A 23693-nucleotide genomic window follows, 5' to 3' on the forward strand; every position below is an offset into this window, starting at 1 on the left:
CGGGCCGGAACAGGAACCGGCCCGGCCCCCGTACCGTGCGTACGGGGGCCGGGCCGGTTTCTCGTGTGTCAGGACGCCGGCCGCCGGTGTCGTCGTGCCGCCATCACGGCGTAGCAAAAGACGCCCGCGAAGAGGAACAGGACGCCCTGGTAGACGGCCGCGTACCCGGAGCCCGCCACCAGCCACAGGGAGAACGCGAAGGCGAGGCAGGCCAGGGCGGCGTCGCGGACCAGCCGGCCGCGCCGGACCCGGCCGCGCTGCCCGGAGGCCAGGAAGTAGATCTGCGCGGCGGTGGACAGCAGGTAGGGGACGGTCGCGGTGAAGGTGGTGACCAGCACCAGGACCTCGAAGACGCCGTCGCCGCCGGCGGTGTAGTTGTAGACGGTCAGCGCGGAGGCCAGGACGGCGGTCACGAGGACGCCGGCCACCGGGACCCCGCGCCGCTTGGTCTCGAAGACCTTCGGGAAGAGCCCGTCCCGGGCGGCCGCGTACGGGGTCTGCGCGCTGAGCAGGGTCCAGCCGTTGAGGGCGCCGACCATCGAGATGACCGCGGCGCAGGCGACGAGGGTGCCGCCCCAGGTGCCGCCGAACATGGCGTCGACGGCGTCGGAGAAGGGGGCCTGGGAGGTGACGAGCTTGTCGTGTGCGACCAGTCCGAAGACGGCGAGGGTGCCCAGCAGGTACACGGCGGCGGCGCCCGTGGTGCCGAGGACGGTGGCCCGACCGACGTTGCGGGCCGGGTCGCGGACCTCGCCGGCGCTGACGGCGGCGGACTCGACACCGAGGTAGCTGAACAACAGGATCGCGGCGGAGGCGGAGACCGCGCCGACGGGGCTTTGACCGGTCGCCTGGAAGGGGCCGAGGTTCGCCGGGTCGAAGGAGAACAGGCCGCCGACGGCCACCAGCAGGAGCGGGGCGAACTTGAGGACCGTCGAGACGAGTTGGACGGCGCCCACGTACCGGGTGCCGGCCAGGTTGGCGAGCGCCGGCAGCCATTGCACGGCGAGGGCGCCCAGGCACATGGACCAGGTGTGCTCGCCCAGTGCCGGGAAGAGCACGCGGAGGTAGCCGACGGCGGCCACGGCGAGGGCCGCGTTCGAGACCCAGGTGGTGATCCAGTAGCTCCAGGCGGCGAGGAAGCCGGCGAAGTCGCCGAACGCGGCGCGGGCGTAGACGTACGGGCCGCCTGTCTGCGGAAGCCGCTCCGCGAGGCGGCCGAAGACGAGCGCGAGGGCGATCGCGCCGAGGGTGAGCACGCCGAAGGCGACGAGGCTGATCGTGCCGAAGGGGGCCACGGAGGCGGGCAACAGGAAGATGCCTCCGCCGATGATGTTGCCCATCACCAGGCAGGTCGCGATCGGCAGACCGAAGCGACGGGCGTGCGGGCCGCTCCCGGCCTCGGCGGGGGCGGCTGCCGGGGCGGTGGCCGGGGCGGGGTCCGGCGTGGTGGCCGGGGCGGGGTCCGGGGCGTGCAGGGTGGTGCTCACGGGTGGTGCGCCTCAGGTGTTTCATATGCTGGACGGGTCGACATATCGTCGTGCACACCAAAAGCCGCACCAAATCAGCGGATTTCGTCCTGCACGTTCACCCCCGCGGACGGAAGGATTCCGCTCGGCGTGGCCTCCGACCGTGAATCCTCCGCCCGCGCCTCCGCCCCCGCTTCCACCGGCGCCTCCACCGGTACCTGCGGCCCGTCCGCCTCCCGCAGCCAGCGGCGCAGGACGTGGTGCACGGCCTCCGCGCCCACCAGCCCGCGTCCCGGATCGGACAGCTCCGGCGGCCACATCAGGAACGGGTGCCCCTGCTCACCGCCCAGACCGCCGTGCGAGCCGATCTGCTCCTCGAAGGCGTGCACGACACCGGTCCGCGGGTCGTACGCCGAGTTCACCATGATGTCCGCCACGTGCGGGAAGGAGTCGGTCCGGCGGACGGACTCGGCCGCGCCGGGGCCGAAGCCCGCCAGCAGCGCCTCCGCCTCGCCGGGCCGGTCCAGCCGGGCCACGGCGCCGCCCGGGCCCAGCACCTCCCCGTCCACGAGGAGGAAGCCGACGCCCGGATGGTTGGCCAGGGTGGGCAGGAGGGCCGGGTGGGCGCGCTCGATCCAGGCCCGGTCCGCCCTCCCCGGCACGTCCGGGAAGGAGATCAGCCCGAGGTTGCCCGACCCCAGGACCACCGGGTCCGAACCGGTCGCCGGGTGCGCCACCTCCCCCTCCTCCACCGGCCGGTGGAGGGCGGCGAGCACCGCCGCCCGCGCCTCGGCGCCGCTGCGGGTGCGTCGGGCCCGGCGCGGGACCGGCAGCCCGCAACCCGCCCGGACCAGATCCTTCAAGGTGAGCCCGTACCGGCCGAGGAAGGTCTCCCCCGGGCTCTGGCCGTGGTCCGAGAGCAGCACGACGCGGTAGGAGCGGGGGGCGTGCTCGGCGACCCGGGTGATCAGCGCGAGGCTGCGGTCGAGGCGGGCCAGCACCTGGTCGGTGTCCGGGCCGTGCGGTCCGCAGTGGTGCGCGACCTCGTCGTAGGCCACCAGGTCCGCGTAGACGGCGGCGCGGCCCGCGAGCATGTCGCCGATCACCGCGGCCACGACCACGTCCCGCTCGACGACGGTCGCGAAGGCCCGGATCAGCGGGTACAGGCCGCCGCGGCCGACGCGCGGGCTCTGCCGGCGCGCCCGTGCCCGCAGGGACTGGCCGATCTCCCGGCCCACCTCGGCGACGAAGGAGACGGCGGTGCGGACGGCGTTGGCCGGGTCCGAGAAGTACGCGAAGTAGCCCGCGCGGGAGCGGTTGTCGCGACCGCGCCGGGCGGAGAGGGAGAGCACCAGCGCGAGCTGGTCGGCGCCCCCGCTGAACAGGTTGCCGCGGCTGGCCCCGTCGAGGGTGAGCAGCCCCCCGTCGCCGGTGCGGGCGATGGCACGCCGCTGCAGTTCGGCGGCGCCCGCCGGGCGGTTGCAGACCATCACCTCGCCGGTGTCCTTCTCGTACCAGCGGAAGGCCGGGACGTCGAAGGTGGAGCCGTGCAGGATGCCGAGCTGGCTGGCGCCGGTCTGGCTGGACCAGTCCGTACGCCAGGACACGACGCGGTGCCCCCGCTCCAGCAGGCCGGCGGCCGTCGGCATCAGACCGCGGTCCAGCGCGCGGCGCAGTTCCTCGTGCCCGACCCCGTCCAATTGGAGGAAGACCAGGCCGGGCGCCGCCCGGGCGGGGCCGCGCGCCCGGGTCCCGCGTCCGCGTCGGCGGCGCCGGTCGGCGAGCCGGTAGAGCCTTCGGCGGTACGCCTCGTCGTCGCGTACGGCGAGGGCGGTGGAGGTCGCGGATGCCACGGCCGACATCGCCGCGGCGACGACGACCGCCGTCTCGGGGGCTACTTCGCCGTGGCCGTCGGGGATCAGGCCGATCGCGATCAGCAGCAGCGAGCCGTTGAGGAAGAACACGAGCAGGCCGAGGACCAGCGCGGGCACCAGCAGCAGGGCCCGGACGACCAGCGGCCGCACCAGCGCGCTCAGCAGACCGAAGGCACCCGCGCCCCAGGCGGCCGTCAGGCCGATCCGGGTGGGGCTGTCGCCGCCGGGCCCCTCCGCCTGGAGGCGGAAGTCCGGCAGGACGCCCGCGAGCGCGAGCATGGTGAGCGTCGACACCGCCCACACGAGGACCACCCGCACCAGCGCACTGCACGCCGTGCGCCACCACCGTCGTCGCCCCACGCCGTACCCCCGCTCCCGGTCTCTCCCGCCCAGCGTCGCACGGGTCGGGTCGTCCGGGAGGGCGCGCGGAAGGGTCGCGCGGAAGGGGCCGCTAGGTGCCGTCGTAGCCGGCGGTCGGCATGGAGAGCCTGCGGTGCACCTCCGCCTTCATGGCCGAGGTGTAGGCGGGTTCGTCCTGCCCCACGGTCTCCAGTCGTACGCCGCGCCGCTCGCATTCGGCGGTGAACTCCTCGACGGAGCGCAGTGCGCGGGCCAGGACCCGGCGGTTGGCGGCGACGAACAGGTCGACCTGTCCGGCGTCGATGTCCCGCCAGAGCCCGCAGTGGTCGGCGCGCAGGCCGTAGACCAGCAGGTGCCGTGTGACGACGTACCCGTGTTCGGCGGCCCAACGCGCGCACATGGCGTGCTGGCCGCGGGTGTCCACGGCGAAGGGGTCGACGTCGAGTTCCTCGAGCGGGGCCAGGCTGGCGATCGCGGCCACGCGCAGCTCATCCATGGCGCGAGACCCTACTCCGATCCCCGTCCTGGGAGGAGGGGGCGATCGGTCACGGTTGTGCGCGCTTCGGCCTACCCTCGGGGGACGAGGAGGGAGAGCCGCGTGGCAGTGGAGATCACCTGGTGGGGGCATGCCACCTGCACGGTGGAGGACTCCGGGGTGCGGGTGCTGACGGACCCGTTGTTCGCCCGGCGACTCGCGCACCTGCGGCGACGGCGCGGGGCGATGCCGCCCGCGGAGGCGGCCGACGCGGACGTGGTGCTGGTGTCACACCTGCACGCCGACCATCTGCACCTGCCGTCGCTGGGGCGACTCGCCCCCGGCACCGTGCTGTTGGTGCCGCGCGGGGCGATGGGGGCCGTGTCGGGCCTGGCGCGGGTCGCGGCCGCGGGTGGGCTCGCGCTGACCGAGGTCGCGCCGGGTGAGGAGCTCACCGTGCGCGGGGGGTTGCGCGTGCGGGCGGTCAGCGCGAGGCACGACGGGCGGCGGCTGCCGTTCGGCCCGCACCGGGCTCCCGCGCTCGGGTACGTGGTGTGCGGCTCGGCGCGGACGTACTTCGCTGGGGACACCGGCCTGTTCGACACGATGGCCGCGGAGGTCGGGCCGGTGGACGTGGCGCTGTTGCCGGTGGGCGGCTGGGGGCCGTACCTGGGCCCGGGGCACTTGGACGCGGGCCGTGCGGCGCGGGCGCTCGCGGAGCTGGCTCCGGCGGCGGCGGTGCCGGTGCACTACGGGACCTACTGGCCGATCGGGATGGACGCCGTTCGGCCGCACGAGTTCCACGCCCCGGGCGAGGAGTTCGTGCGTCTCGCGGCCCGGCTGGCGCCGAAGGTGACGGTACGGGCCCTCGCGCACGGTGAGCGGGTGCGGCTCCCGTGACGCTGTGGCTGGAGGCCACGCAGGGCACCCGACAGGCAGTGGGCTACCCGGCGTTGTTCGTGCTGGTGGCACTGGGCGCGCTGGTTCCGGTGATCCCGACGGGGGCGCTGGTGAGTTCGGCCGCGGTGGTGGCCTTCCATCAGCCGACCCCGGCGTTTGACCTGTTGCTCGTGTTCGGGGTGTCCGCGCTCGCGGCGTTCCTCGGGGACATGGCGCTGTACTGGCTCGGGCGCAGCGGAGTGCGCTCGCGGGGCGGCTCGCGCCGGCTGGAGCGACTGCGGGGCCGGGCCACGCCGGAGCGGCTGGAGCGGGCGCAGCACGGGCTCGCCGAGCACGGGGTGCTGGTCCTGGTGGTCTCGCGACTGGTTCCGGCGGGGCGGATACCGGTGATGCTGGCGTGCCTGCTGTCGGGACTGCCGCTGCGGCGGTTCGCGCGGGGCGACGGGCCGGCGTGCCTGGCGTGGGCGGGGACGTACGGGTTGATCGGCATCCTGGGCGGGTCGCTGTTCTCGCGGCCCTGGGAGGGGGTGGCCGTGGCGGTGGGGGTGACCCTGCTGATCAGCGCGGTCCCGGCGCTGTGGCGGCGGCTGCGCCCGTCGCCCTGAGCGCGCCGGGGTCACGAGAGCCGCGATCACAAAGGCCGGGAGCCCGAAGGATCACGAGGGCCGGGATCACGAGGGCCGGGATCACAAGAGCCGGGGTCACAAGAGCCGGGGTCACAAGGCGCGCGAGGCTCCGATGGGCAGGTCCCACAGGGAGTCGCGCGGCAGTCCGGTACGGGACCACGCGGCGCGCACCCGGTGCAGGGGTTCCATCACGGGCTCCGCCGACAGGACGAAGGTGGCCCAGTGCATCGGGGCCATCCGGCGGGCCCCGAGGTCGACGCAGGCCCGGACCGCTTCCTCGGGGTCGGCGTGGACGTCGCGCAGCCACCAGCGCGGGGCGTAGGCCCCGATCGGCAGGAGGGCGAGGTCGATGCCGGGGTGGCGGCGGCCGATCTCCCCGAACCAGTGGCCGTAGCCGGTGTCCCCCGCGAAGTAGACCTTCTTGCCCGTGGTCGTGTCCGTCAGCACCCAGCCGCCCCACAGCGTCCGGCAGGTGTCCAGCAGGGACCGCTTCGACCAGTGGTGGGCCGGGACGAAGTCGAAGCGCACCCCGTCCAGTTCGGCCGCCTCCCACCAGTCGAGTTCGGTGACCCGGCCAAAGCCCCTGCGACGGAACCAGCGGGCCAGGCCGGCCGGGACGAACACGGCGGTGTGCCGGGGCAGCCGCTTGAGGGTGGGCGCGTCGAGGTGGTCGTAGTGGTTGTGGCTGATCACCACCGCGTCCACGGGGGGAAGTTGCGCCCATGGCACACCGACGGGGGTCATCCGGGCCGGGGTCCCGAGGATGCGCCGGGACCAGACGGGGTCGGTCAGCACGGTCAGCCCGCCGGTCCGCAGCACCCAACTGGCGTGCCCCGCCCAGGTGACGCACACCGTCCCCGGGATCGACGGGGGCAGCGGGGCCGGCCGGTACGGGAGGTCCGGGATGCCGCCGAGTCCTTCGGTGTCGGGCCGGAAGGCGCCTTCGCGGGCGAGCCGGGCGAAGGCCCGTACGCCGGGCAGCGGGGTGGTCAGCCGGTCCGCGAACGAACGGGGCCAGGAGCGGAGTTCCCCGAGCGGCCGGGGTGTGGTCAGGGCTGGGGCTGGGGCGGTGCCGGAGGCGGTGTCGCTGCCGGGGGCGGAGTCGGGGGCCGGTTCGCCGTGGACGGGCAGGGGCCGCGCCACGCCCTCGCGTACGGCCCGGCCCGTCCTGTCGGGTCCGACGGCGTCCCTCTGGTCCGTCACGAGAAGTCTCCGTTCGGCTGCGCGGTGGGTCGGGTCGGGTCGGCGGGGCTCGGCGCCCGGTTCAGTCGGCCAGGTCCGCCAGCAGCGACCGGAGCCGGTCCAGCGAGGCCCGTACGTGCGGCAGCTCCAGGGGCTCCCGGGCGGTGAGGGAGGCGAGCCGCTCCCGGGGGCCCGCCCCCAGCAGCGGCCCCGTCGACAGGCGTACCCGCAGCGCGTCGGGCGAGTCGGCGAACCGCTGGGCGCCGGGGGTCGGCGCCCCGAGCCGGGCGCCGAGCCAGTCCTCCAGTTCCATCGCGTCGCCCACCCCGTGCCGGGCCAGCCCGGTGCGCAGCGGCGTCAGGTCGGCGTACAAGTGGCGTCCGGCCTGCGGCGGCCGGGCGAACGCCCCTGCGGCGAGCAGCTCGCGGTGCGCCGCGGCGGCCACCGCCCCGTGCAGGGCGGCGGCCGTGTACGCGCGTTCGCAGACGGCGTCGGGTTCGCCGAGCGCGTACGCGGCGGCCCCGGCGACCGGGCCCGCGACGAGCGCTCCGGTGGCGGTGAGGACGTCGAGCGTGCGGGCCCGCAGTCGGGTGCCGCGCGCGGTGCCGGGGAAGCGGACCACCGCCGCGGGCCAGCCCGCCGGCAGCAGCGCCCCGGACAGGTCGACCAGTACGGCGGCCTGGTCGGGGAGCATCTCGGCGGGACTCAGCACCAGCGTCTCGTGCGGGCGGTGCACGGTGTCGCGCCAGCTCTCGTCGCCGACCACGAACAGTCCGGCGGTTTCGGCGGCCTCGCACGCCTCGCGCAGCATCTCGGGCGGTGGCACGGTCGCGGTGGGGTCGTCGGCGACGGACAGCAACAGGACGCGCGGATCGCCGCCTTCGGCCCGCACCCGGTGGACGGTTTCCAGCAGGGCGTAGGGGTCCGGTACGCCACCGCATTCGGCGGGGGTCGGGACGTGGTAGGCCCGCCGTCCCAGGAGCCGGACCTGCGGTGTCCACCAGGCGGGACAGGGCCGGGGCAGCATCACATCGCCCCCGTACGCGCCGAGCAGCGCGAGCAGCAGGCCCGGTGCGCCGGGGCCGGCGGCGACCGTCTCCGGCCGGGTGGGCAGACCGCGCCGGGCCCAGTACCCGCAGGCGGCTGTCCGTACCGCCTCGCCGCCGCCGGGGGGCTCGGGGGCGGCGCGCCCCGCGGCCCGGGCGAGGACCGCGGTGAGTTCGGGCAGGACCGGGAGGCCGGGTTGGGGGGCGGGGGGCCCGTAGCGGACGTAGCCGCGCTCCTCCGCCGTGGTGCGCCCCGGCCCCGCCTTCCCCGACATCGCGCCGCCGCCTTCCGGTCGTTCCGTCCCCGGGTCGCCCTCTCGCCGGGTCATGCCCTTTATACGGTTATTTACCCGCTATCGCCGCCCGTGGGTGTCAGGCCCGTCTACCGAGCAGGGCCAGCAGCCGGGTCTGCGCGTCCGCGCCGGGCGGCGCCTCCAACGGCGGCGCGAACATCCCGGACGAGGCGAGCGCGTCGGCGTACGGCATGACCTCCTTGAGGGAGAACTCGACGAGGCCGTCCGGCAGCCGGTCGTCGGCGCCGATGGCGCGCGAGAGGTCCCAGGCGTGGACGACGCAGTCGGCGGTCAGTTCCGAGCAGTAGGCCGACCCGAGCGCGGGCCCGTACGAGAGCCTCACCGTCCTGCCGAGCGCCCCGGGCGCGGCGAACGCGGAGTGCGCGGCGACGGACGCCCGGTCCCAGGCGACGACCGGGTCCTCGCCGAGGAGGTCGCCGGAGAGCGCGTCGCCGACCTCGTCGACCGTGCATCCCTCGGTGACCAGCCGCGGCACCCACGCCTGCTCGCCGACGACGTGGTTGACCAGGTCCCTCACGTTCCACTCGGTGCACGGCGTCGGGGCGCCCCACTGCCCGTCCGCGATGAGACGCACGCGCTCACCGAACAGTCGCAGCGCCTCGGCGTGCTGTCGCAGCAGGGTGTCGGGCATGGGGACTCACCGCCCTCCGCGTGGTCGATCCCCCATGGGCCCACTGTCCTCGCACCCGATTGAGGCTGCCACCTGCCAGCCGTGTTCCCCTGTCCGGGCGGAGCCTTGTCCATATGTCAAAACGCATATCTCAAATGTCGAGCTAATCGCTTACGGTGATCACACGCTTCGACGAGGAGGAGTCACCGCGATGAAGGAGACCGCCGTCTACACGCACGGCCACCACGAGTCGGTCCTGCGTTCCCACCGCTGGCGCACCGCCGAGAACTCGGCCGCGTACCTGATCGGCGAACTGCGGCCCGGCATGTCGGTCCTGGACGTGGGCTGCGGACCCGGCACCATCACCGCGGACCTGGCGGAACTGGTGGCTCCCGGCGGCCGGGTCACGGCGGTCGACGCGGCGGCCGACGTCCTGGAACAGGCCCGGGCGTACGTGGCGCGGCGCGCGCCCGGCGCACCCGTCGAGTTCGCCACCGCGGACGTGCACGCGCTGGACTTCCCGGACGACTCCTTCGACGTGGTCCACGCCCACCAGGTGCTCCAGCACGTCGGGGACCCGGTGCGGGCGCTGCGCGAGATGCGCCGGGTGTGCCGGCCGGGCGGGATCGTGGCGGCGCGCGACGCCGACTACGCGGCGATGACCTGGTTCCCGCCGACGCCCGGGCTGGAGGAGTGGCAGAGCCTGTACCGGCGGGTGGCCCGGGCCAACGGCGGCGAACCGGACGCGGGGCGACGACTGCTGTCGTGGGCCCGCGCGGCCGGGTTCACCGAGGTGGCGTCCTCGGCGACGGCCTGGTGCTTCGCCACGCCGGAGGAGGTCGCCTGGTGGTCCTCCCTGTGGGCGGACCGCACGACGGCCTCGGCGTACGCGTCGATCGCGACCTCCGGCCACCACGCCACACCGGCGGCGCTGACCGCGATCGCCGAGGCCTGGCGCGCCTGGGGCGCCGCCCCGGACGCCTGGTTCTCGGTCTTGAACGGAGAGATCCTGGCCCGGGCGTGAAGCGGGCCGGGACGCGGTGGGGCTCAGGGCGTCTTGGGGCGCATGCGGAAGTCGTAGGCCGGTGGGAGGGGGCGGTCCGTGAGGGTGGACCAGATGTGCTCCAGGATCTCCTCGCCCTCGCGGAGGTCCGGCACTTCGAAACCGTCCTCGAAGACCCGCCGGGCCGCGCCAAGATGGCCCTCCGCCGACAGCAGCCGCGCCGCGAGGAGTCGGAAGCGGCCGTGTTCGCGCAGGGTGGGCCGCAGCCGGTCCCAGACCGAGCGCGCCGCCGTGAGCCGGCCGGCCGCCAGGAGGGCCGTCAGCGCCTCCCTCCCCAGCGCGGATTCCGCCGCGAGCCACGGCGGGCCGCCCCGGCTCTCCTGCGCCAGGTCCTCGAAGGCCTCCGTGTACCGGTCGGCGGCCCGCTCGGTGTCGCCGGCCAGCGCGTCGGCCACCGCCAGACACCTCAGCAGCGGCCATCGCGAGGGCGCGAGCGCCAGGCCGCGCTCCCAGCTGCGTACCGCTTGGGCCACGTCGCCGGCGTGCCACTGGGCGACGCCCAGGTGGTACTCGGTCAGCGGGTCGGCGGGGGCCGTCTCCAGCATGTCCCGCCAATGCGGGGCCACCAGGGTGTCCCCCGGCGGGGCCACCCGGCGCGGCGCGGGGAAGACGCCGGTTCGCCACAGTTCCAGCCAGGGCGCCTGGGCCTCCCCCAACGTCGACTCCGGGAACGGGGTGCCGGGCAGCTTGAAACCGCCGCGGAGCACCTCCAGCGCGCCCCAACCCGAGCCCGTCGCCAGCCGCTCCCCGGGGTGCTCGTCGGCCGCCGCGCGCCACGCCGCGTACGCCGCCTCCAGCCGCTCGGCGGGCAGCGCCGCGTCCAGCGCCGTCGAGGCCGCGCCCCGCGCCGCCGCCCAGTCGGGGCCGTGCACGGCGGCGGGCTCGGCGCTCAGCGGCCCGTACGCCTCCAGCCAGGCGAACTCCGCCCCCGCCTCCAGCCGTACGTGCTCCAGCTGGGTCCGGGCCAGTCCGGCCTGGATCTCCGCGTAGCCTCCCGTGCCCGGCTCGGTCAGCCACTCCTGCCACCGCCGGCCGCCGGCGCCCGAGCCCCACGTGAACAGCTTGCGCCCGCGCAGCGGCCCGGTGGAGGTCTGCACCAGCCCGCGACCCTCGGCGTCGAGGGAGGCGATCCACGGCCGGGCGCCTTCCGGGACCTCGTAGAAGAAGTCGGCGGGGTGCTCGCACCGCGGCGGGTAGGTGCGGTCCGCGCCCTCCCACTCCGGGACGGGGACGCGCCGCAGCGAGCGTTCGTAGCCGAAGTGCCAGGCCTCGTCCGCCGGGGCCAGCACCCGGGTGCCGGGGTCCTCGGGGACGGCGATGTTGGACCACCAGTAGACGGGTGCGGGCCGCTCGTGCGGGTTGCGCACGCGCACGCCCGCGTACAGGAACTCCGAGTCCCCCGGCAGCCACAGGTCCACCTGGAACGGCAGGTCGCGCAGCCGCTCCCACTCCCAGAGCCGGACCATCACGCCGCCGTCCGGCGCCGGGGCGAGCGCGGCGTGCAGCGGGGCGCAGGACAAGGTGCCGTGCCCGGTGGCGCCGATGTTCCATTCCACGCCGCCTGAGAACCAGGCGCCGTTGAGGGCGAAGTTCGCGGGCTGGAACACCGGGTTGCGGTACAGGAGTTCCCGGCCGGTCGGCAGGTGGAGGAGCGAATGGATCCGGCCGCCGAGCCCGGGCAGCACCGTGACGCGCAGGTGGGCGTTCTCGATGACGATCGCTTCGAAGTCACGCTTGTGCCGGGTGCGTTCGTATCCGTCGCGCAGGCGTACGGGCAGCAGGGAACGCAGCGGTTCGTAGCCGATCTGGCGGGCCATCTCGCGCGGCAGCCCCTGCCGCGCCCGCTCGTCCAGTACGTGCGCCTCGGCGGGCGCGCGCAGGGCGGGCAGCGGGTTCTCGGGGCCGATCGGAGCGGCGGGGAGGGTCAGCAGAGCACGTCGGACGGTGGTGGCCATGAAGGAATGGAACACGCCGCACCGGCCGGTGCACAGGGGTTCCGCGGATCACCACCGGTCAGGATTACGCAAAGCGGTGGCCTACGCCGCGGTCACCGCCCAGCGTTCGTGGTCCCGCCAGGCGCCGTCGACGTACAGGAAGTCGGGGGAGAGTCCCTCCAGCCGGAAGCCGTGCCGGCGGACGAGCGCGATGGAGGCGGCGTTGCCGGGCTGGATGTTGGCCTCCAGCCGGTGCAGGCCGAGGCCGCCCTCGGAGGTCGGGGCGAACGCGTGCTCCAGGACGAGGCCGAACGCCTCGCCGAGCAGTCCGCGCCCCGCCGCGTGGGCGAAGGCGCCGTAGCCGAGGGCGCCGCACTGGAACGCGCCGCGCACGATGTTGTTGATGTTGACGAACCCGGCCAGTGCGCCGGTGGCGCGTTCGCAGACGAGGTACCCGGCGCGCTCGCCACCGTCGAGCCGGGCCGCGTAGGGCTCGTAGGCCTCCAGGGTGTCGGGCGGGGACAGCCAGGGCCGGTGCAGGTCCCGGCTCTCGCGCACCCGGGCGGTGAACTCGGGCCCGTCGGCGGCGCGGTAGCCGCGGATGCCGACACGGGGTCCTTCGCTCAGGTAGTGGAGTTCGACCATGCGCCCAGCATATGCACGCGACCGGACGCCGACATGTCACCGTCCGGGCCACGTCAGGATTCGAGCGCCGACCGTGGCACGTCCGTCCGATCGAGCCCGAACACCTGTACGTAAAGGGAGAGTTCGGCCTCCAATGCCCGGACCATCGTCTCCGCGCGCCGAAAGCCGTGGCCCTCGCCCGCGAAGGTGATGTACGCGTGCGGCACCGGGCGGCCGCGCAGCGCGGCCAGGAAGCGCTCCGCCTGCGCCGGCGGGCAGACGGGGTCGTCGAGGCCCTGCAGCAGGACGAACGGGGCGGTGATCCGGTCGGCGCGGGCCACCGGGGAGCGTTCGCGGCAGCGCACCGCCAGGGTCTGCGGCGGTCCGGCCAGGCCGTCGACGTAGTGGGACTCCAGGTCGTGGGTCTCCTGCGCGAATCCCCTCAGGTCGAGCACGGGGTAGATGATCGCCGCGCAGGCGTACAGGTCGGTCGCGGCGAGGGAGGCGGCCGCCGTCCAACCGCCCGCGCTGGCGCCGCGGATCGCGAGCCGGTCCGGGTCGGCGGTGCCCTCGGCGGCCAGGGCCCGGGCGACGGCCGCGCAGTCCTCCACGTCGACCACGCCCCACTGCTCGCGCAGCCGTTCGCGGTAGGCGCGGCCGTAGCCGGAGGAGCCGCCGTAGTTGACCTCGACCACGCCGATGCCCCGCGAGGTGAAGTAGGCGATGTGCAGGTCCAGCACGGGCGGTACGTGGTCGGTCGGGCCGCCGTGCGCCCACACCACGTACGGTGGCAGTTCGTCGGCGGGCGCCGGCCGATCGGGGTGGTGCGGCGGGTAGACGTGGGCGTGGATCTCCCGACCGCCCGGGCCGAGGAAGGTCCGGCTCTGCGGTTCCGGGTAGTAGGCGGGGTCCACGGGGGCGGCGGCGCGGGCGCCGACGACCCGGGCGTGGCCGGAGGCCGTGTCCAGTTCGACCACCTCGTAGCCGCTGCGCGGGCTGGCGGCCACCCCGTACACCCGCGTTCCGTGGACGGCGAGGGTGGGCTGCCAGGCCGTCCACGGCCCGGCCGCGTCGACCAGGTCGCCGGTGTCGGGGTCGAGCACGCCGAGCACCGAGGAGCCCTGGCCGTGCAGGACCGCGAGGAGCCGGTCCGGCAGCGGGGCGATCCAGGCGAGACCGGGCTTCCACAACGGGCCGCCGAACTCCTCCTCGCGCGGGCACAGGTTGACGGCCTCGCCGGTGTCCGGATCGACGCGGTACGGGTTCCACCATCCGCCGCGGTCGCTCACCGCCAGCAGGGTCCCGTCGGCGGCCCACTCCACCTGGGCCACGGCCTCGTCGGGTCCGCCGAGCACGGTACGGGGCTCGCCCAGGACGCTACGGGGCTCGGCGAGGACGTCGGACCCGGACCCGGACCCGGACCCGCCGGACCCGACGACCTCGGAGAGCAGCAGTTCCGTGCCGTCCCAGGGCATCCGGGGGTGGTCCCACACCAGCCGGGCCGCGAACCGCCCGTCCGGCGAGATCCGGGGGCCGGTGGTGAACCGGTGCCGGTCGTCGGTCAGTTCCCGGACCAGCGACCGGTCGTCGGCGGCCGACCCGTCCAGCGGTACGGCCGCCACCACGCGGCGTACGTCGGTGGGCCCGGGCCCGGTGAACTCCTCCAGTACGCACCACACCTCGCCGCCGCGCAGCACCGGGTCGGCCCAGCGCAGCCCGCCGCCCGCCCGGAGCGGGGAGAGGGGGGTGAGCGGCCGGGGCGGCGGGGCGCCTGGCGCGTCCGGTTCGTACGCGTACAGCCGCTGGTCACCATGGTGGACGAACACCACGAGCGGCCCGCCGGTGGCGCGTGCGGTACCGGTCCAGGGGCGGCCCCCGTACTCGGTGAGCCGGCTGCGGACGTTCCAGGGCGCGTCCAACACCGACCGCTCGGGGCCCCCGTCGGCGGGCCGGCGGACCAGGGTGCGACGGCCGCCCTCGGCGGGCCGGGGCTCGGTCCACCACACCTCGGGGCCGACGGTGCCCACGTATTCGGGCCGCCCGTCGAGCGAGGCGGCCAGCGCGGCGTCGATGGGCGAGGGCCAGCTCCCGTAGGGTCCGGCGGGGGGTGTCGTCATCGCACTGCCCCCGTCACAGGGCGCGCAGCGCGCGGTCGAGTACCCGGACCCCGAAGTGCAGCGCGTCCACCGGTACCCGCTCGTCCACGCCGTGGAAGAGGGACCAGTAGTCGTAGCCGGGCGGCAACTTGAGCGGGGAGAAGCCGTAGCCGGTGATGCCGAGCCGGGAGAACTGCTTGGCGTCGGTCCCGCCGGCCATGCAGAAGGGCACCGCGCGCCCCTCGGGGTCGAAGTGCTCGACGCTCTCGCGCAGGATGCCGTAGGTCCGTCCGGTGACGGGGGCTTCGAGTGCCACTTCCCGGTGGTGGAACTCCCAGCGCACGTCGGGGCCGGTGAGTTCGTCGAGGGTGGCGATGAACTCCGCCTCCCCGCCCGGCACTATCCGTCCGTCGACGTACGCGGTGGCGTGCTCCGGGATGACGTTCAGCTTGTAACCGGCGCTGAACATGGTGGGGTTGGCGCTGTTGCGTAGCGTGGCCTCGACCAGTCCGGCGGCCGGACCGAGCTTGCCGAGGAGCGCGTCGAGGTCGACGTGGCGGGCGCGCGGGTTCACGGACAGGCCCTGGATCGCGGCGAGTTCGGTGAGGCAGGCGGTGACGGTGTCGGTGAGCCGCACGGGCCATTCGTGGGCGCCGATCCGGGCGACGGCCGCGGCGAGGCGGCTGACGGCGTTGGCGCGGTTGGGTTTGGAGCCGTGGCCGGCGGTGCCGTGCGCCGTCAGCTTCAGCCAGGCGGTGCCGCGTTCCCCGGCGGCGATCGGGTAGAGGGGCCGGCCAGGGCCGGCGTGCAGGGTGAAGGCGCCGGATTCGCCGATGCCCTCCGTACAGCCCTCGAACAGGTCGGGGTGGTGGTCGGCGAGGAAACCCGAGCCGTCGATCGCGCTGTCCTCCTCGTCGGCCGTGAAGGCGAGCACGATGTCCCGGCGGGGCTTGGCCCCGGCCCGCGCCCAGGCCCTTACGACGGCCAGCACCATCGCGTCCGTGTTCTTCATGTCGACGGCCCCGCGGCCCCAGACCACGCCGTCGCGGACCTCGCCGCAGAAGGGGTCGACGCTCCAGTCGGCGGCCTCGGCGGGGACCACGTCGAGGTGACCGTGGACGAGGAGGGCGTCGGCGGACGGGTCGCCGCCCTCGATCCGGGCGACCACATTGGTCCGGCCCGGGGTCCGCTCCAGCAGGACCGGCTCCAGCCCGGCGGCGGCGAGCCGCTCGGCGACGTACTCGGCGGCGGGTCGCTCCCGGCAGTCGCCGCCACCGCGGTTGGTGGTGTCGATGCGGATGAGGTCGGAGGTGAACCCGACCGCTTCGTCGAGCGCCACCGGGTCCACGGTCTCGTCCGTGGGGCCGTCGGTCGAACGAATGGGCCGCATGTCAGCCATACTGCTCCTCCACGGCCGCCGAGACGACCGTTGTGACCGCCTTGAAGGTACGGATGCCCTCGAACATGGTCTCGCTGGTGTACGCGATCTTGCGCTCGCCCGAACGGGCGACGCCGGGGATCACCGTGGCGGCGGCCGGCAGGTGCTCGGCGTCGAACTCCACCTCGACGGTGAAGGGGCCGCGCGCGTGGGGTTCGTGGCGGACGGCCAGGCGGGTCGCGCGCTCGGCGGCGGCTCGGATGTCGGCGGCGGTGCGGGCGGGGGTGCGGCACACCGCCGCGTAGCGCGAGACGTGGTCCTTGACGGCGACGCTCTCCGCGCCGGGCGCGTAACCGGCGGCGTCGGCGCAGGTCAGGTCGTCTCCGGTGACGAGGATGACGGGGACGCCGTACTCGGCGACGACATGGGCGTTCAGCCGGCCCTCGCTCGCGCGGACCCCGTTGAGCCAGACGCCGGTGATGGTGTTGGCGAGGTAGGTGTGGGCGAGGACGCCCTCGGAGCCGGCGCCCGTGTGGTAGCCGACGAACGCGACGCCGTCGACGTCGCCGTGCTGGACGCCCTCGACCATGGAGAGGGACTTGTGCCGGCCGGTGAGCATCTCGGTGCGCTCGTCGAGCCGCTCCAGCAGCAGGTTGCGCATGGTCCAGTGCGCCTCGTTGACGAGGACCTCGTCGGCGCCGCCGTCGAAGAAGCCGAGGACGGCCGCGTTCACGTCGGAGGTGAACAGGGACCGGCAGCGTTCCCACTGCGGGGTTCCGGGCAGCACGTCTGCGGGCCAGGTGACGCCGGTGGCGCCTTCCATGTCGGCGGAGATGAGGATCTTCATCGGTCCCCCGGTGGGTCGGGTCGCGGACGATCCACCCTAGCGGCCGGGGGCGCCACGGACCCGGGGCCACGCCCGGGCCCGGGCGTGGCCCCGGGCGCGCCCACCGGGGTCGGGAATTCCACCCGAACCGGTGAGCCGCCGGGCGGCATCGCGGGCAACTACCTTGCTCAGCCCTCGACTTCGGCCGCCAGGTTGGCGAGCACGGTGTCGTAGATGCGGCCGAGGCCCTTGGGTGCGAAGGTGCGCTCGAAGAAGCCGCCGATGCCTCCGGCGCCGTTCCACACGGTGGAGACGACGACCTTGGACTTGCCCTCGCCGGCCGGGGTCACGGTCCAGGTGGTGACCATGGAGGAGTTGCGGTCCTTCTCCACGAGCTGTCCGTCCGTCGGCTCGCCGACCTCCAGCAGGCAGTCCCGTACGCGCTTGCTGGTGGCCTGGAGCTTCCAGTGGACGAGGGTGCCCTCGCCGTCGCCGCCCTCGCGCACCTCGTACTCGCTGAAGTGCTCGGGCAGCAGCTTGCCCCGGGTCCCGGTGTAGTCCGCCAGCGCGTCGAACACGGTCTCCGCGTCGGCCGCGATGATCCGCTCCGTGGTGGCCTCGACCTGCGCCATAGCTGTTCCTCCAGCAGTTGTGTCCGCTCGTCGCGGCAAGCCAACCACCTCGGGGGCGGGCGCCCAAATCGGCCCCGCCCGCCTCCGTGCGCCCCGTACGGCCCCTGAACGCTCATCACATCGGGCCAATGGGCGGCTCAATCCGGGCTTCGGGGCGTGGTTTCCGGGACGATTCCGCCCAGAACCCTCGGCTGGGAGGCCCCATGCTCGACCCCTTGAAGACGCGCGGCTCCATGAAGGTCAAGAACCGCGCCGCCGTCCTGCTCTCGATCGCGACCGTCGTCGCCGCCGTCGCCACGCCGGTCACGGCCGCCCCGGTGGCCCCGGCGGGCTCGACCGGCCCGGCGGCGGCGACGCTGCGCTGGACCGGCTGCGCGACCACCCGTTACCCCTCGTTGCAGTGCGCCTCCCTCAAGGTCCCGCTCGACCACGGCAACCCCCGGGGGCGGCAGATCGCCCTGGCTCTGACCCGCGTCCCGCACACCGCGGCGAAGTCGCAGGGCCCGCTGCTGGTGAACCCGGGCGGGCCGGGCGGCAGCGGTCGGGCGCTGGCCGGCTTCGTCGCCTCCGCACTGCCGAAGGACGTGGCCGCCGCGTACGACGTGATCGGGTTCGACCCCCGGGGCGTCGGCAAGAGCGAGCCGACCCTGGACTGCGCCGCCGGTTACTTCGCCCCGGTACGGCCGGACTCCGTCCCCACCGACGGGCGCTCCGAGCAGGCCAACCTCGACCGCGTCAGGTCCTTCGCCGAGTCCTGCCAGAGCAAGCACGCGGACGTGCTCCCGTACATCGACACCGTCTCGGCGGCCCGCGACATGGAGTCGCTGCGCACGGCCCTGGGGGCGGCGAAGCTCAGTTACTTCGGCTACTCCTACGGGACCTACCTCGGCGCGGTGTACGCCAAGCTGCACCCGGACCGGGTGCACCGCCTGGTCCTGGACTCCGTCGTCGACCCGGGCGGGGTCTGGTACGAGGACAACCTCGCCCAGGACCGGGCCTTCGACGCCCGCCACAAGGCGTTCCTGGCGTGGGTGGCCCGGTACGACGAGAAGTACCGGCTCGGCGGCGATCCGGCGGAGGTCGAGCGGCGCTGGTACGAGATGCGCGAGGCGCTGCGGGAGGCGCCGGCGGGCGGCAAGGTCGGCGCGTCCGAGCTGGAGGACACCTTCATGCCGGGCGGCTACTACAACGGCTACTGGCCCATCCTGGCCGAGGCCTTCTCCGCGTACTCCGTGGGCAAGGACGAGAAGCCGCTGGTGGCGGCGTACGAACGGTTCGGCGCGGTCGAGCCCGCGGCGGGCAACGGGTACAGCGTGTACACGGCCGTGCAGTGCCGCGACTCGGCCTGGCCGAAGGACTGGGACACCTGGCGGGCCGACATGTGGCGCACGCATTCCGAGGCGCCTTTCATGACCTGGAACAACGCCTGGTACAACGCGCCGTGCGCGTTCTGGAAGACGGAGCCCCTGGCCGCCCCGGACGTGACGAACACGGGCCTCTCGTCGGCGTTGCTCTTCCAGGCGACGGAGGACGCGGCGACGCCGTTCGGGGGCGCGCTGAGCATGCGGGACAAGCTCAAGGGGGCGGCCCTGGTGGTCGAGGAGGGCGGCGGGAACCACGGGATCGCGCTGAGCGGCAACAAGTGCCTGGACGACAAGCTGGCCTCCTACCTGCGGACGGGCAAGGCGGCGGACGCCACCTGCCCGGCCGGGCCGGCCCCGACGCCGGCCTCGGCCACCCGCGCGCTCCCGCACTCGGCGGGCGGCGCGGCCCTGCACGGGCTGCTGGGCTTCCGGGGCTGACCGCCGGGCAAGATCCTGCCCGGGACCGCGTCGGGCACCGGCCACCTCCTCGCCCGGATCGCCGCTCCCGAGGGCGTCGCCCCCGGCCCCCGGTACGGCCACGTCGTCCGGGGGACGGGGACCTTCGTCGCCGTCTGCGGGCAGTGCGCGTGCGACGAGAAGAGCGGGGTGGTGGGCGTGGCGGGCCCGGGCGACGCCGCCGCCCGGGCCCGGCGGGTGTTCGAGAACTCCGCCGCTGCCCGGAGGCGGCCGGGGCCGGCTTCGAGGACGTGGTGAAGCCGACCTGCTTCGTCACGGACCCGGCCCACTGCCGGCCCTGCGCGAAGCCCGCGCCGCCGCGATCCCGGTGGACCGACTGCCCGCCTCCTCGGCGTCCCGGATCACGGCCCTGCTCCACCCGGAACCCCCGCTGGAGGTCGAGGCCTTCGCGATCGTCCCGGCGGACCGCCGATCCCGTCCGGGGGTCAGCCGGCCGCCCCGTCCGGGGCGGGCAGCCGGCGCAGAGACGCCGTCGCCGCCTGCGCGAGGCGGGGGTGGGATTGGGCGCGGGTCAGGACCTCGCGGGCGCGGGGGTCTCGGAGGGCGCCCAGTCCCTCCACGCAGGCGAGGGCGACGCGCCAGTAGGGGTCGTGCGGCGCGAGGAGCCGCGAGAGGGTCCGGATCAGCGCGGGCGCCGACTCGGGGGCCCGCAGCGCGGTGAGCAGCCGAACCGGGTGCAGGGCGTAGGCGGTGCGGAGTTCGTTCGTCGCCAGGGCGGCCGCCGCGCGGGCCGTGCGGGGGTCGTCGAGGACGGCCAGCGCCTGGGCGGCGGCCTCGCACCGGGGCGGGTCCCGGTGGTTGAGCAGCAGCACCAGCGCCTCGAAGGCCCGCCGGTCCCCCGCCATCCCCAGCCGGTACGCGGCCAGTTCACGCGCCCACAGCGGCCGCCCGGGCGAAGTCAGCGCGGCCGCGAGCCCGTCGGGACCGGCCGCGAGCAACGCCTCGTACTCCGCCGTCTCTCCCGCTTCGCCCCGTAGGCGCTCCAGTGCGTCGTTCACCCTGCCACCCTAGGTCCGCGGCGGTGTACGTCACATCCATTCCCCGTTCCCGTGCTCTGGCCAACGGGTTACCGAGGAGTTACGCTCCCCTCAAGACGTACGGGACCGGCCTGGTGACGCAGCCGCCCCGCACGAGTCGGTCCGGTACCCCAGGTACCGCGAGCCCCGTACCGCGGTTCCGGGTACGGCGCTTCACGTATGAGCCCCACGCACGGCGTGGCCCCGGGACAGGGTCCGCCGTTCTCCCGCCCCCCGGGCATCTCCATGCGCGATCCCCGGCCGCGTGCCGTGCGCCGCGCGCCGCGCCCTCAAGTCGTCACCCTCTTCCACTGGAGTCCCGCGATGGACCGTCCGTCCACGTCCAGTCAATCCACCCTCCAGACCATCGCCGTCGTCGGTCTCGGCACCATGGGCACCGGCATCGCCGAGGTCCTCGCCCGGGCCGGCCGCGAGGTCATCGGCATCGACGTCAGCGAAGGCGCCGGCCGCCGGGCCACCGCCGCGCTCGCCGCCTCGACGGCCCGTTCCGTCGCCCGGGAGCGGCTCACCGGGCCCGAGCGCGACAGCGTGCTCTCCCGGTTCCGCACCTTCACCGAGCTGAGCGCCGCAGCCGAAGCCGACCTGGTCATCGAGGTCGTCCCCGAGGACTACGCGATCAAGCAGCGGCTCTTTCGCGAACTCGACGCGGTCGTCCGCCCGGACACCATCTTGGCCACCGGCACCAACGCCCTGTCGGTGACCCGGATGGCCGCCGAGTCCCAGCGCCCCGAGCGGGTCCTGGGCCTGCACTTCTTCAACCCGGCGCCGGCCATGAAGCTGGTCGAGGTCGTCTCCTGCGTGCTGACTTCCCCGCCGGCCGTCCAGGCGGTCACCGAGCTGGCCCGCGAGCTCGGGAAGGAGCCCGTCGCGGTCGGCGACCGTCCCGGTTTCGTCGCGGACGGCCTGCTCTTCGGCTACCTGAACCAGGCCGCGGCCATGTACGAGTCGAAGTACGCCTCCCGCGAGGACATCGACGCGGCGATGCGGCTCGGTTGCGGCCTGCCGATGGGCCCGCTCGCCTTGCTGGACCTGATCGGCGTCGACACCGCCCGTACCGTCCTGGAGGCCATGTACGCCTCCTCCGGCGACCGGCTGCACGCCCCGGCCCCGATCCTCGGGCACCTCGCGGAGGCGGGCCTGACGGGGCAGAAGGCGGGCCGCGGTTTCTACACGTACGAGGCCCCGGGCAGCCCGGTGATCGTGCGGGACCTGCAGACCCCGCTGGACGGGTCGCTGCTCGGCGCGGGCCGCGCGGTCGCCTCGGTCGGCGTGGCCGGCTCCGGCACCATGGCGAGCGGCATCGCGCAGGTCTTCGCGCAGGCCGGCTACCCGGTGGTGCTGGCCGCCCGCAGCCAGGAGAAGGCGGAGGCCGCGAAGGCCGCGATCGGCAAGTCCTTGGGCCGTGCGGTGTCCAAGGGCCGGCTGACCGAGGACGGCGCGGCGAAGACCCTGGCCCTGATCACCCCGGCGGGCTCGTTGGACGCCTTCGCCGAGGTGGACCTGGCCGTGGAGGCGGTCGCCGAGGACCTGGCGGTCAAGCAGGAGCTGTTCGCGGGCCTGGACAAGGTCTGCAAGCCGGGCGCGGTGCTGGCCACGACCACCTCCTCGCTCCCGGTGATCGCCGTGGCACGCGCGACCTCGCGTCCGCAGGACGTGATCGGCATGCACTTCTTCAACCCGGCGCCGGCGATGAAGCTGGTCGAGGTGGTCCGTACCGTCCTGACCTCCGACGACGTGCACGCCACGGTCCGCGAGGTCTGCGGGAAGGTCCGCAAGCACGCGGTCGACTGCGGGGACCGGGCCGGTTTCATCGTGAACGCGCTGCTGTTCCCGTACCTGAACAACGCGATCAAGATGGTCGAGCAGCACTACGCGGGCATCGACGACATCGACGCCGCGATGAAGCTGGGCGGCGGCTACCCGATGGGGCCGTTCGAGCTCCTGGACGTGGTCGGCCTGGACGTGTCCCTGGCCATCGAGAAGGTCCTCCACCAGGAGTTCCGTGACCCGGGCCTGGCGCCCTCGCCGCTGCTGGAGCACCTGGTCGCGGCGGGCTGCCTGGGCCGGAAGACCGGCCGCGGATTCCGTGAGTACGCCCGTCGGTGATCCGCCGCCCGGGCGTCGCGACGACGCCCGGGCCCGCGAGCCGGATGCGTGGGGAGGGCTCCTCGGGTCCGCCGGACCCTCACGGCGGACGAACCCTCCCGACGAGCACTGTGTGCCCAGTGCCGGCCCTCCCCCGCATCCACCCACGTCCCACCACCCTCAGGCGCGCTCCCCCGCGCGAATGAAGTACTTTCGCTCTATGTCCCAGCCCGCCAAGACCTCGCCCCGCGCCGCCACGGCCTCCGACGCCCCGGAGAGCGCGGCCGGCACCAAGGCGGCCGCTCAGCGGCTCAAGATGCGCCGCGAGCTGGCGGCGGCCGCCATGGAGCTGTTCGCGACGAAGGGGTACGAGGCCACGACGGTCGACGAGATCGCCGCGACCGCCGGGGTGGCCCGCCGGACCTTCTTCCGTCACTTCCGGTCCAAGGAAGAGGCGATCTTCCCGGACCACGACGACACCCTGACCCGAGCCGAGGCCGTCCTCGACGTGGCACCGGCGCACGAGCACCCGCTCGACACCGTGTGCCGGGGGATCAAGGAAGTCATGAAGATGTACGCCGCCTCGCCGGCGGTGTCGGTGGAGCGCTACCGGCTCACGCGTGAGGTGCCGGCGCTGCGGGAGCGGGAGATCGCCTCCGTGGCCCGGTACGAGCGGCTCTTCACGCGCTACCTGCTCGCCCACTTCGACGAGCAGGACCACGCCGACGGCAACGACGACCCGCTGCTGGCGGAAGTCGCCGCCTCGGCCGTGGTGACGGCCCACAACCACGTGCTGCGGCGCTGGCTCCGCGCGGGCGGCCAGGGGGACGTCGAGGCGCAGCTGGACCACGCCTTCTCGATCGTGCGCAAGACCTTCGGTTCGGGGATCGGCGCGGGCCGCACCCTGACGGGCCCGCCGGCCGCGCCGGCGGCGGTGCGCACGGAGGGCGAGGTGCTGGTGGCGGTGGCCCGTACGGACGCCCCGCTCGACGAGGTCATGCGGACCATCGAAGAGGCACTCAAGAACAAGTAGCGACTCTCGTCACACGGGCCGCCTCCCATTGCGGGGGGCGGCCCTTCCGTTTGTCCGACTTGCCCCTACTCACCGGTAACTCTGATCGATCATCGCTCATCTGCGCAGGTCAAATGGCAAATGAGACAAAGTTTTGGCACGCGGTGCCTTGCTGAGTGACACGGGGTGCCATACGTTGAAGTGGTCCGGATGTCCCCGCGGTCCACGTCCACCCGGCACGGATCGCGCCCCGGATGCCTGCGTCACCAGGCCCCGTACGCCCCACCACAGGCGTCGCCGCACCACCGCTTT

19 protein-coding genes are annotated in these 23693 nt (G+C 74.4%); 6 read left to right on the plus strand and 13 right to left on the minus strand.

The window, feature by feature from the left end:
* Nucleotides 1–68: 68 nt before the first annotated feature.
* The 3 genes from ACV7NM_RS06615 to ACV7NM_RS06625 all read right to left on the minus strand — a co-directional run bounded on the left by ACV7NM_RS06615 (nucleotide 69) and on the right by ACV7NM_RS06625 (nucleotide 4196).
* Nucleotides 69–1487, minus strand: a complete 1419-nt coding sequence (locus tag ACV7NM_RS06615; RefSeq protein WP_463409389.1) for an amino acid permease — start codon at nucleotides 1485–1487, stop codon at nucleotides 69–71.
* 74 nt (nucleotides 1488–1561) lie between these two features.
* A complete protein-coding gene (locus tag ACV7NM_RS06620; protein WP_463413857.1) occupies nucleotides 1562–3619 on the minus strand; it encodes an alkaline phosphatase family protein in 2058 nt (685 codons plus the stop codon).
* Between the two features lie 172 nt (nucleotides 3620–3791).
* Nucleotides 3792–4196, minus strand: a complete 405-nt coding sequence (locus ACV7NM_RS06625) for a recombinase family protein (protein WP_463409390.1) — start codon at nucleotides 4194–4196, stop codon at nucleotides 3792–3794.
* A gap of 102 nt (nucleotides 4197–4298) precedes the next feature.
* Between ACV7NM_RS06625 and ACV7NM_RS06630 the strand changes: the two genes are divergently transcribed.
* Together ACV7NM_RS06630 and ACV7NM_RS06635 are read left to right on the plus strand one after the other, a co-directional pair.
* Nucleotides 4299–5075, plus strand: a complete 777-nt coding sequence (locus ACV7NM_RS06630; protein ID WP_463409391.1) for an MBL fold metallo-hydrolase — start codon at nucleotides 4299–4301, stop codon at nucleotides 5073–5075.
* Entirely contained in the window at nucleotides 5072–5680 is a 609-nt protein-coding gene (locus tag ACV7NM_RS06635; RefSeq protein WP_463409392.1) for a DedA family protein, read from the plus strand. The genes ACV7NM_RS06630 and ACV7NM_RS06635 overlap by 4 nt, the downstream gene beginning before the upstream one ends.
* Before the next feature lie 111 nt (nucleotides 5681–5791).
* On the opposite strand, the gene ACV7NM_RS06640 is transcribed toward ACV7NM_RS06635, so the two are convergent.
* From ACV7NM_RS06640 to ACV7NM_RS06650, 3 genes are all read right to left on the minus strand, one after another.
* A complete protein-coding gene (locus ACV7NM_RS06640; protein ID WP_463413858.1) occupies nucleotides 5792–6832 on the minus strand; it encodes an MBL fold metallo-hydrolase in 1041 nt (346 codons plus the stop codon).
* Between the two features lie 133 nt (nucleotides 6833–6965).
* The gene (locus tag ACV7NM_RS06645) at nucleotides 6966–8204 is read right to left on the minus strand and encodes a pyridoxal phosphate-dependent aminotransferase (protein ID WP_463413859.1); all 1239 of its coding nucleotides are present in this window, start codon (nucleotides 8202–8204) and stop codon (nucleotides 6966–6968) included.
* 97 nt (nucleotides 8205–8301) lie between these two features.
* Nucleotides 8302–8874 (minus strand): TIGR03086 family metal-binding protein, encoded by a 573-nt coding sequence (locus ACV7NM_RS06650; protein ID WP_463409393.1) that lies wholly within the window; start codon nucleotides 8872–8874, stop codon nucleotides 8302–8304.
* A gap of 190 nt (nucleotides 8875–9064) precedes the next feature.
* Here ACV7NM_RS06650 and ACV7NM_RS06655 point away from each other — a divergent pair, with 190 nt between their 5' ends.
* Nucleotides 9065–9877, plus strand: coding sequence for a methyltransferase domain-containing protein (locus ACV7NM_RS06655; RefSeq protein ID WP_463409394.1), 813 nt, complete (start codon nucleotides 9065–9067; stop codon nucleotides 9875–9877).
* A 23-nt stretch (nucleotides 9878–9900) separates the two neighbouring features.
* Here the strand turns inward: ACV7NM_RS06655 and ACV7NM_RS06660 are convergent, their stop codons facing one another.
* The 6 genes from ACV7NM_RS06660 to ACV7NM_RS06685 form a co-directional block, all read right to left on the minus strand.
* Nucleotides 9901–11871 carry a DUF5107 domain-containing protein gene (locus tag ACV7NM_RS06660; RefSeq protein ID WP_463409395.1) on the minus strand — a complete coding sequence of 657 codons (1971 nt, stop codon included), beginning with the start codon at nucleotides 11869–11871 and terminating at the stop codon, nucleotides 9901–9903.
* 81 nt (nucleotides 11872–11952) lie between these two features.
* On the minus strand, nucleotides 11953–12495 hold the full coding sequence (locus ACV7NM_RS06665) for a GNAT family N-acetyltransferase (RefSeq protein ID WP_463409396.1): 543 nt from the start codon (nucleotides 12493–12495) through the stop codon (nucleotides 11953–11955).
* Between the two features lie 53 nt (nucleotides 12496–12548).
* On the minus strand, nucleotides 12549–14591 hold the full coding sequence (locus ACV7NM_RS06670; RefSeq protein ID WP_463409397.1) for a S9 family peptidase: 2043 nt from the start codon (nucleotides 14589–14591) through the stop codon (nucleotides 12549–12551).
* Between the two features lie 13 nt (nucleotides 14592–14604).
* Nucleotides 14605–15960 (minus strand): M20/M25/M40 family metallo-hydrolase, encoded by a 1356-nt coding sequence (locus tag ACV7NM_RS06675; RefSeq protein WP_463409398.1) that lies wholly within the window; start codon nucleotides 15958–15960, stop codon nucleotides 14605–14607.
* Between the two features lies 1 nt (nucleotide 15961).
* Nucleotides 15962–16795 (minus strand): M55 family metallopeptidase, encoded by an 834-nt coding sequence (locus ACV7NM_RS06680; RefSeq protein WP_463409399.1) that lies wholly within the window; start codon nucleotides 16793–16795, stop codon nucleotides 15962–15964.
* Between the two features lie 167 nt (nucleotides 16796–16962).
* Nucleotides 16963–17406, minus strand: coding sequence for an SRPBCC family protein (locus ACV7NM_RS06685; RefSeq protein WP_136212891.1), 444 nt, complete (start codon nucleotides 17404–17406; stop codon nucleotides 16963–16965).
* 203 nt (nucleotides 17407–17609) lie between these two features.
* Between ACV7NM_RS06685 and ACV7NM_RS06690 the strand changes: the two genes are divergently transcribed.
* Nucleotides 17610–19208 carry an alpha/beta hydrolase gene (locus ACV7NM_RS06690; RefSeq protein ID WP_463409400.1) on the plus strand — a complete coding sequence of 533 codons (1599 nt, stop codon included), beginning with the start codon at nucleotides 17610–17612 and terminating at the stop codon, nucleotides 19206–19208.
* A 464-nt stretch (nucleotides 19209–19672) separates the two neighbouring features.
* Here ACV7NM_RS06690 and ACV7NM_RS06695 read toward each other — a convergent pair whose 3' ends face one another.
* Nucleotides 19673–20245, minus strand: coding sequence for a HEAT repeat domain-containing protein (locus ACV7NM_RS06695; RefSeq protein WP_463409401.1), 573 nt, complete (start codon nucleotides 20243–20245; stop codon nucleotides 19673–19675).
* Nucleotides 20246–20587: 342 nt separating this feature from the next.
* Here ACV7NM_RS06695 and ACV7NM_RS06700 point away from each other — a divergent pair, with 342 nt between their 5' ends.
* Together ACV7NM_RS06700 and ACV7NM_RS06705 are read left to right on the plus strand one after the other, a co-directional pair.
* Nucleotides 20588–22390 carry a 3-hydroxyacyl-CoA dehydrogenase family protein gene (locus ACV7NM_RS06700; protein WP_463409402.1) on the plus strand — a complete coding sequence of 601 codons (1803 nt, stop codon included), beginning with the start codon at nucleotides 20588–20590 and terminating at the stop codon, nucleotides 22388–22390.
* 199 nt (nucleotides 22391–22589) lie between these two features.
* On the plus strand, nucleotides 22590–23402 hold the full coding sequence (locus tag ACV7NM_RS06705) for a TetR family transcriptional regulator (protein ID WP_206308694.1): 813 nt from the start codon (nucleotides 22590–22592) through the stop codon (nucleotides 23400–23402).
* Nucleotides 23403–23693: the final 291 nt, after the last annotated feature.

The organism is Streptomyces sp. Tek67B01 (assembly GCF_055231995.1).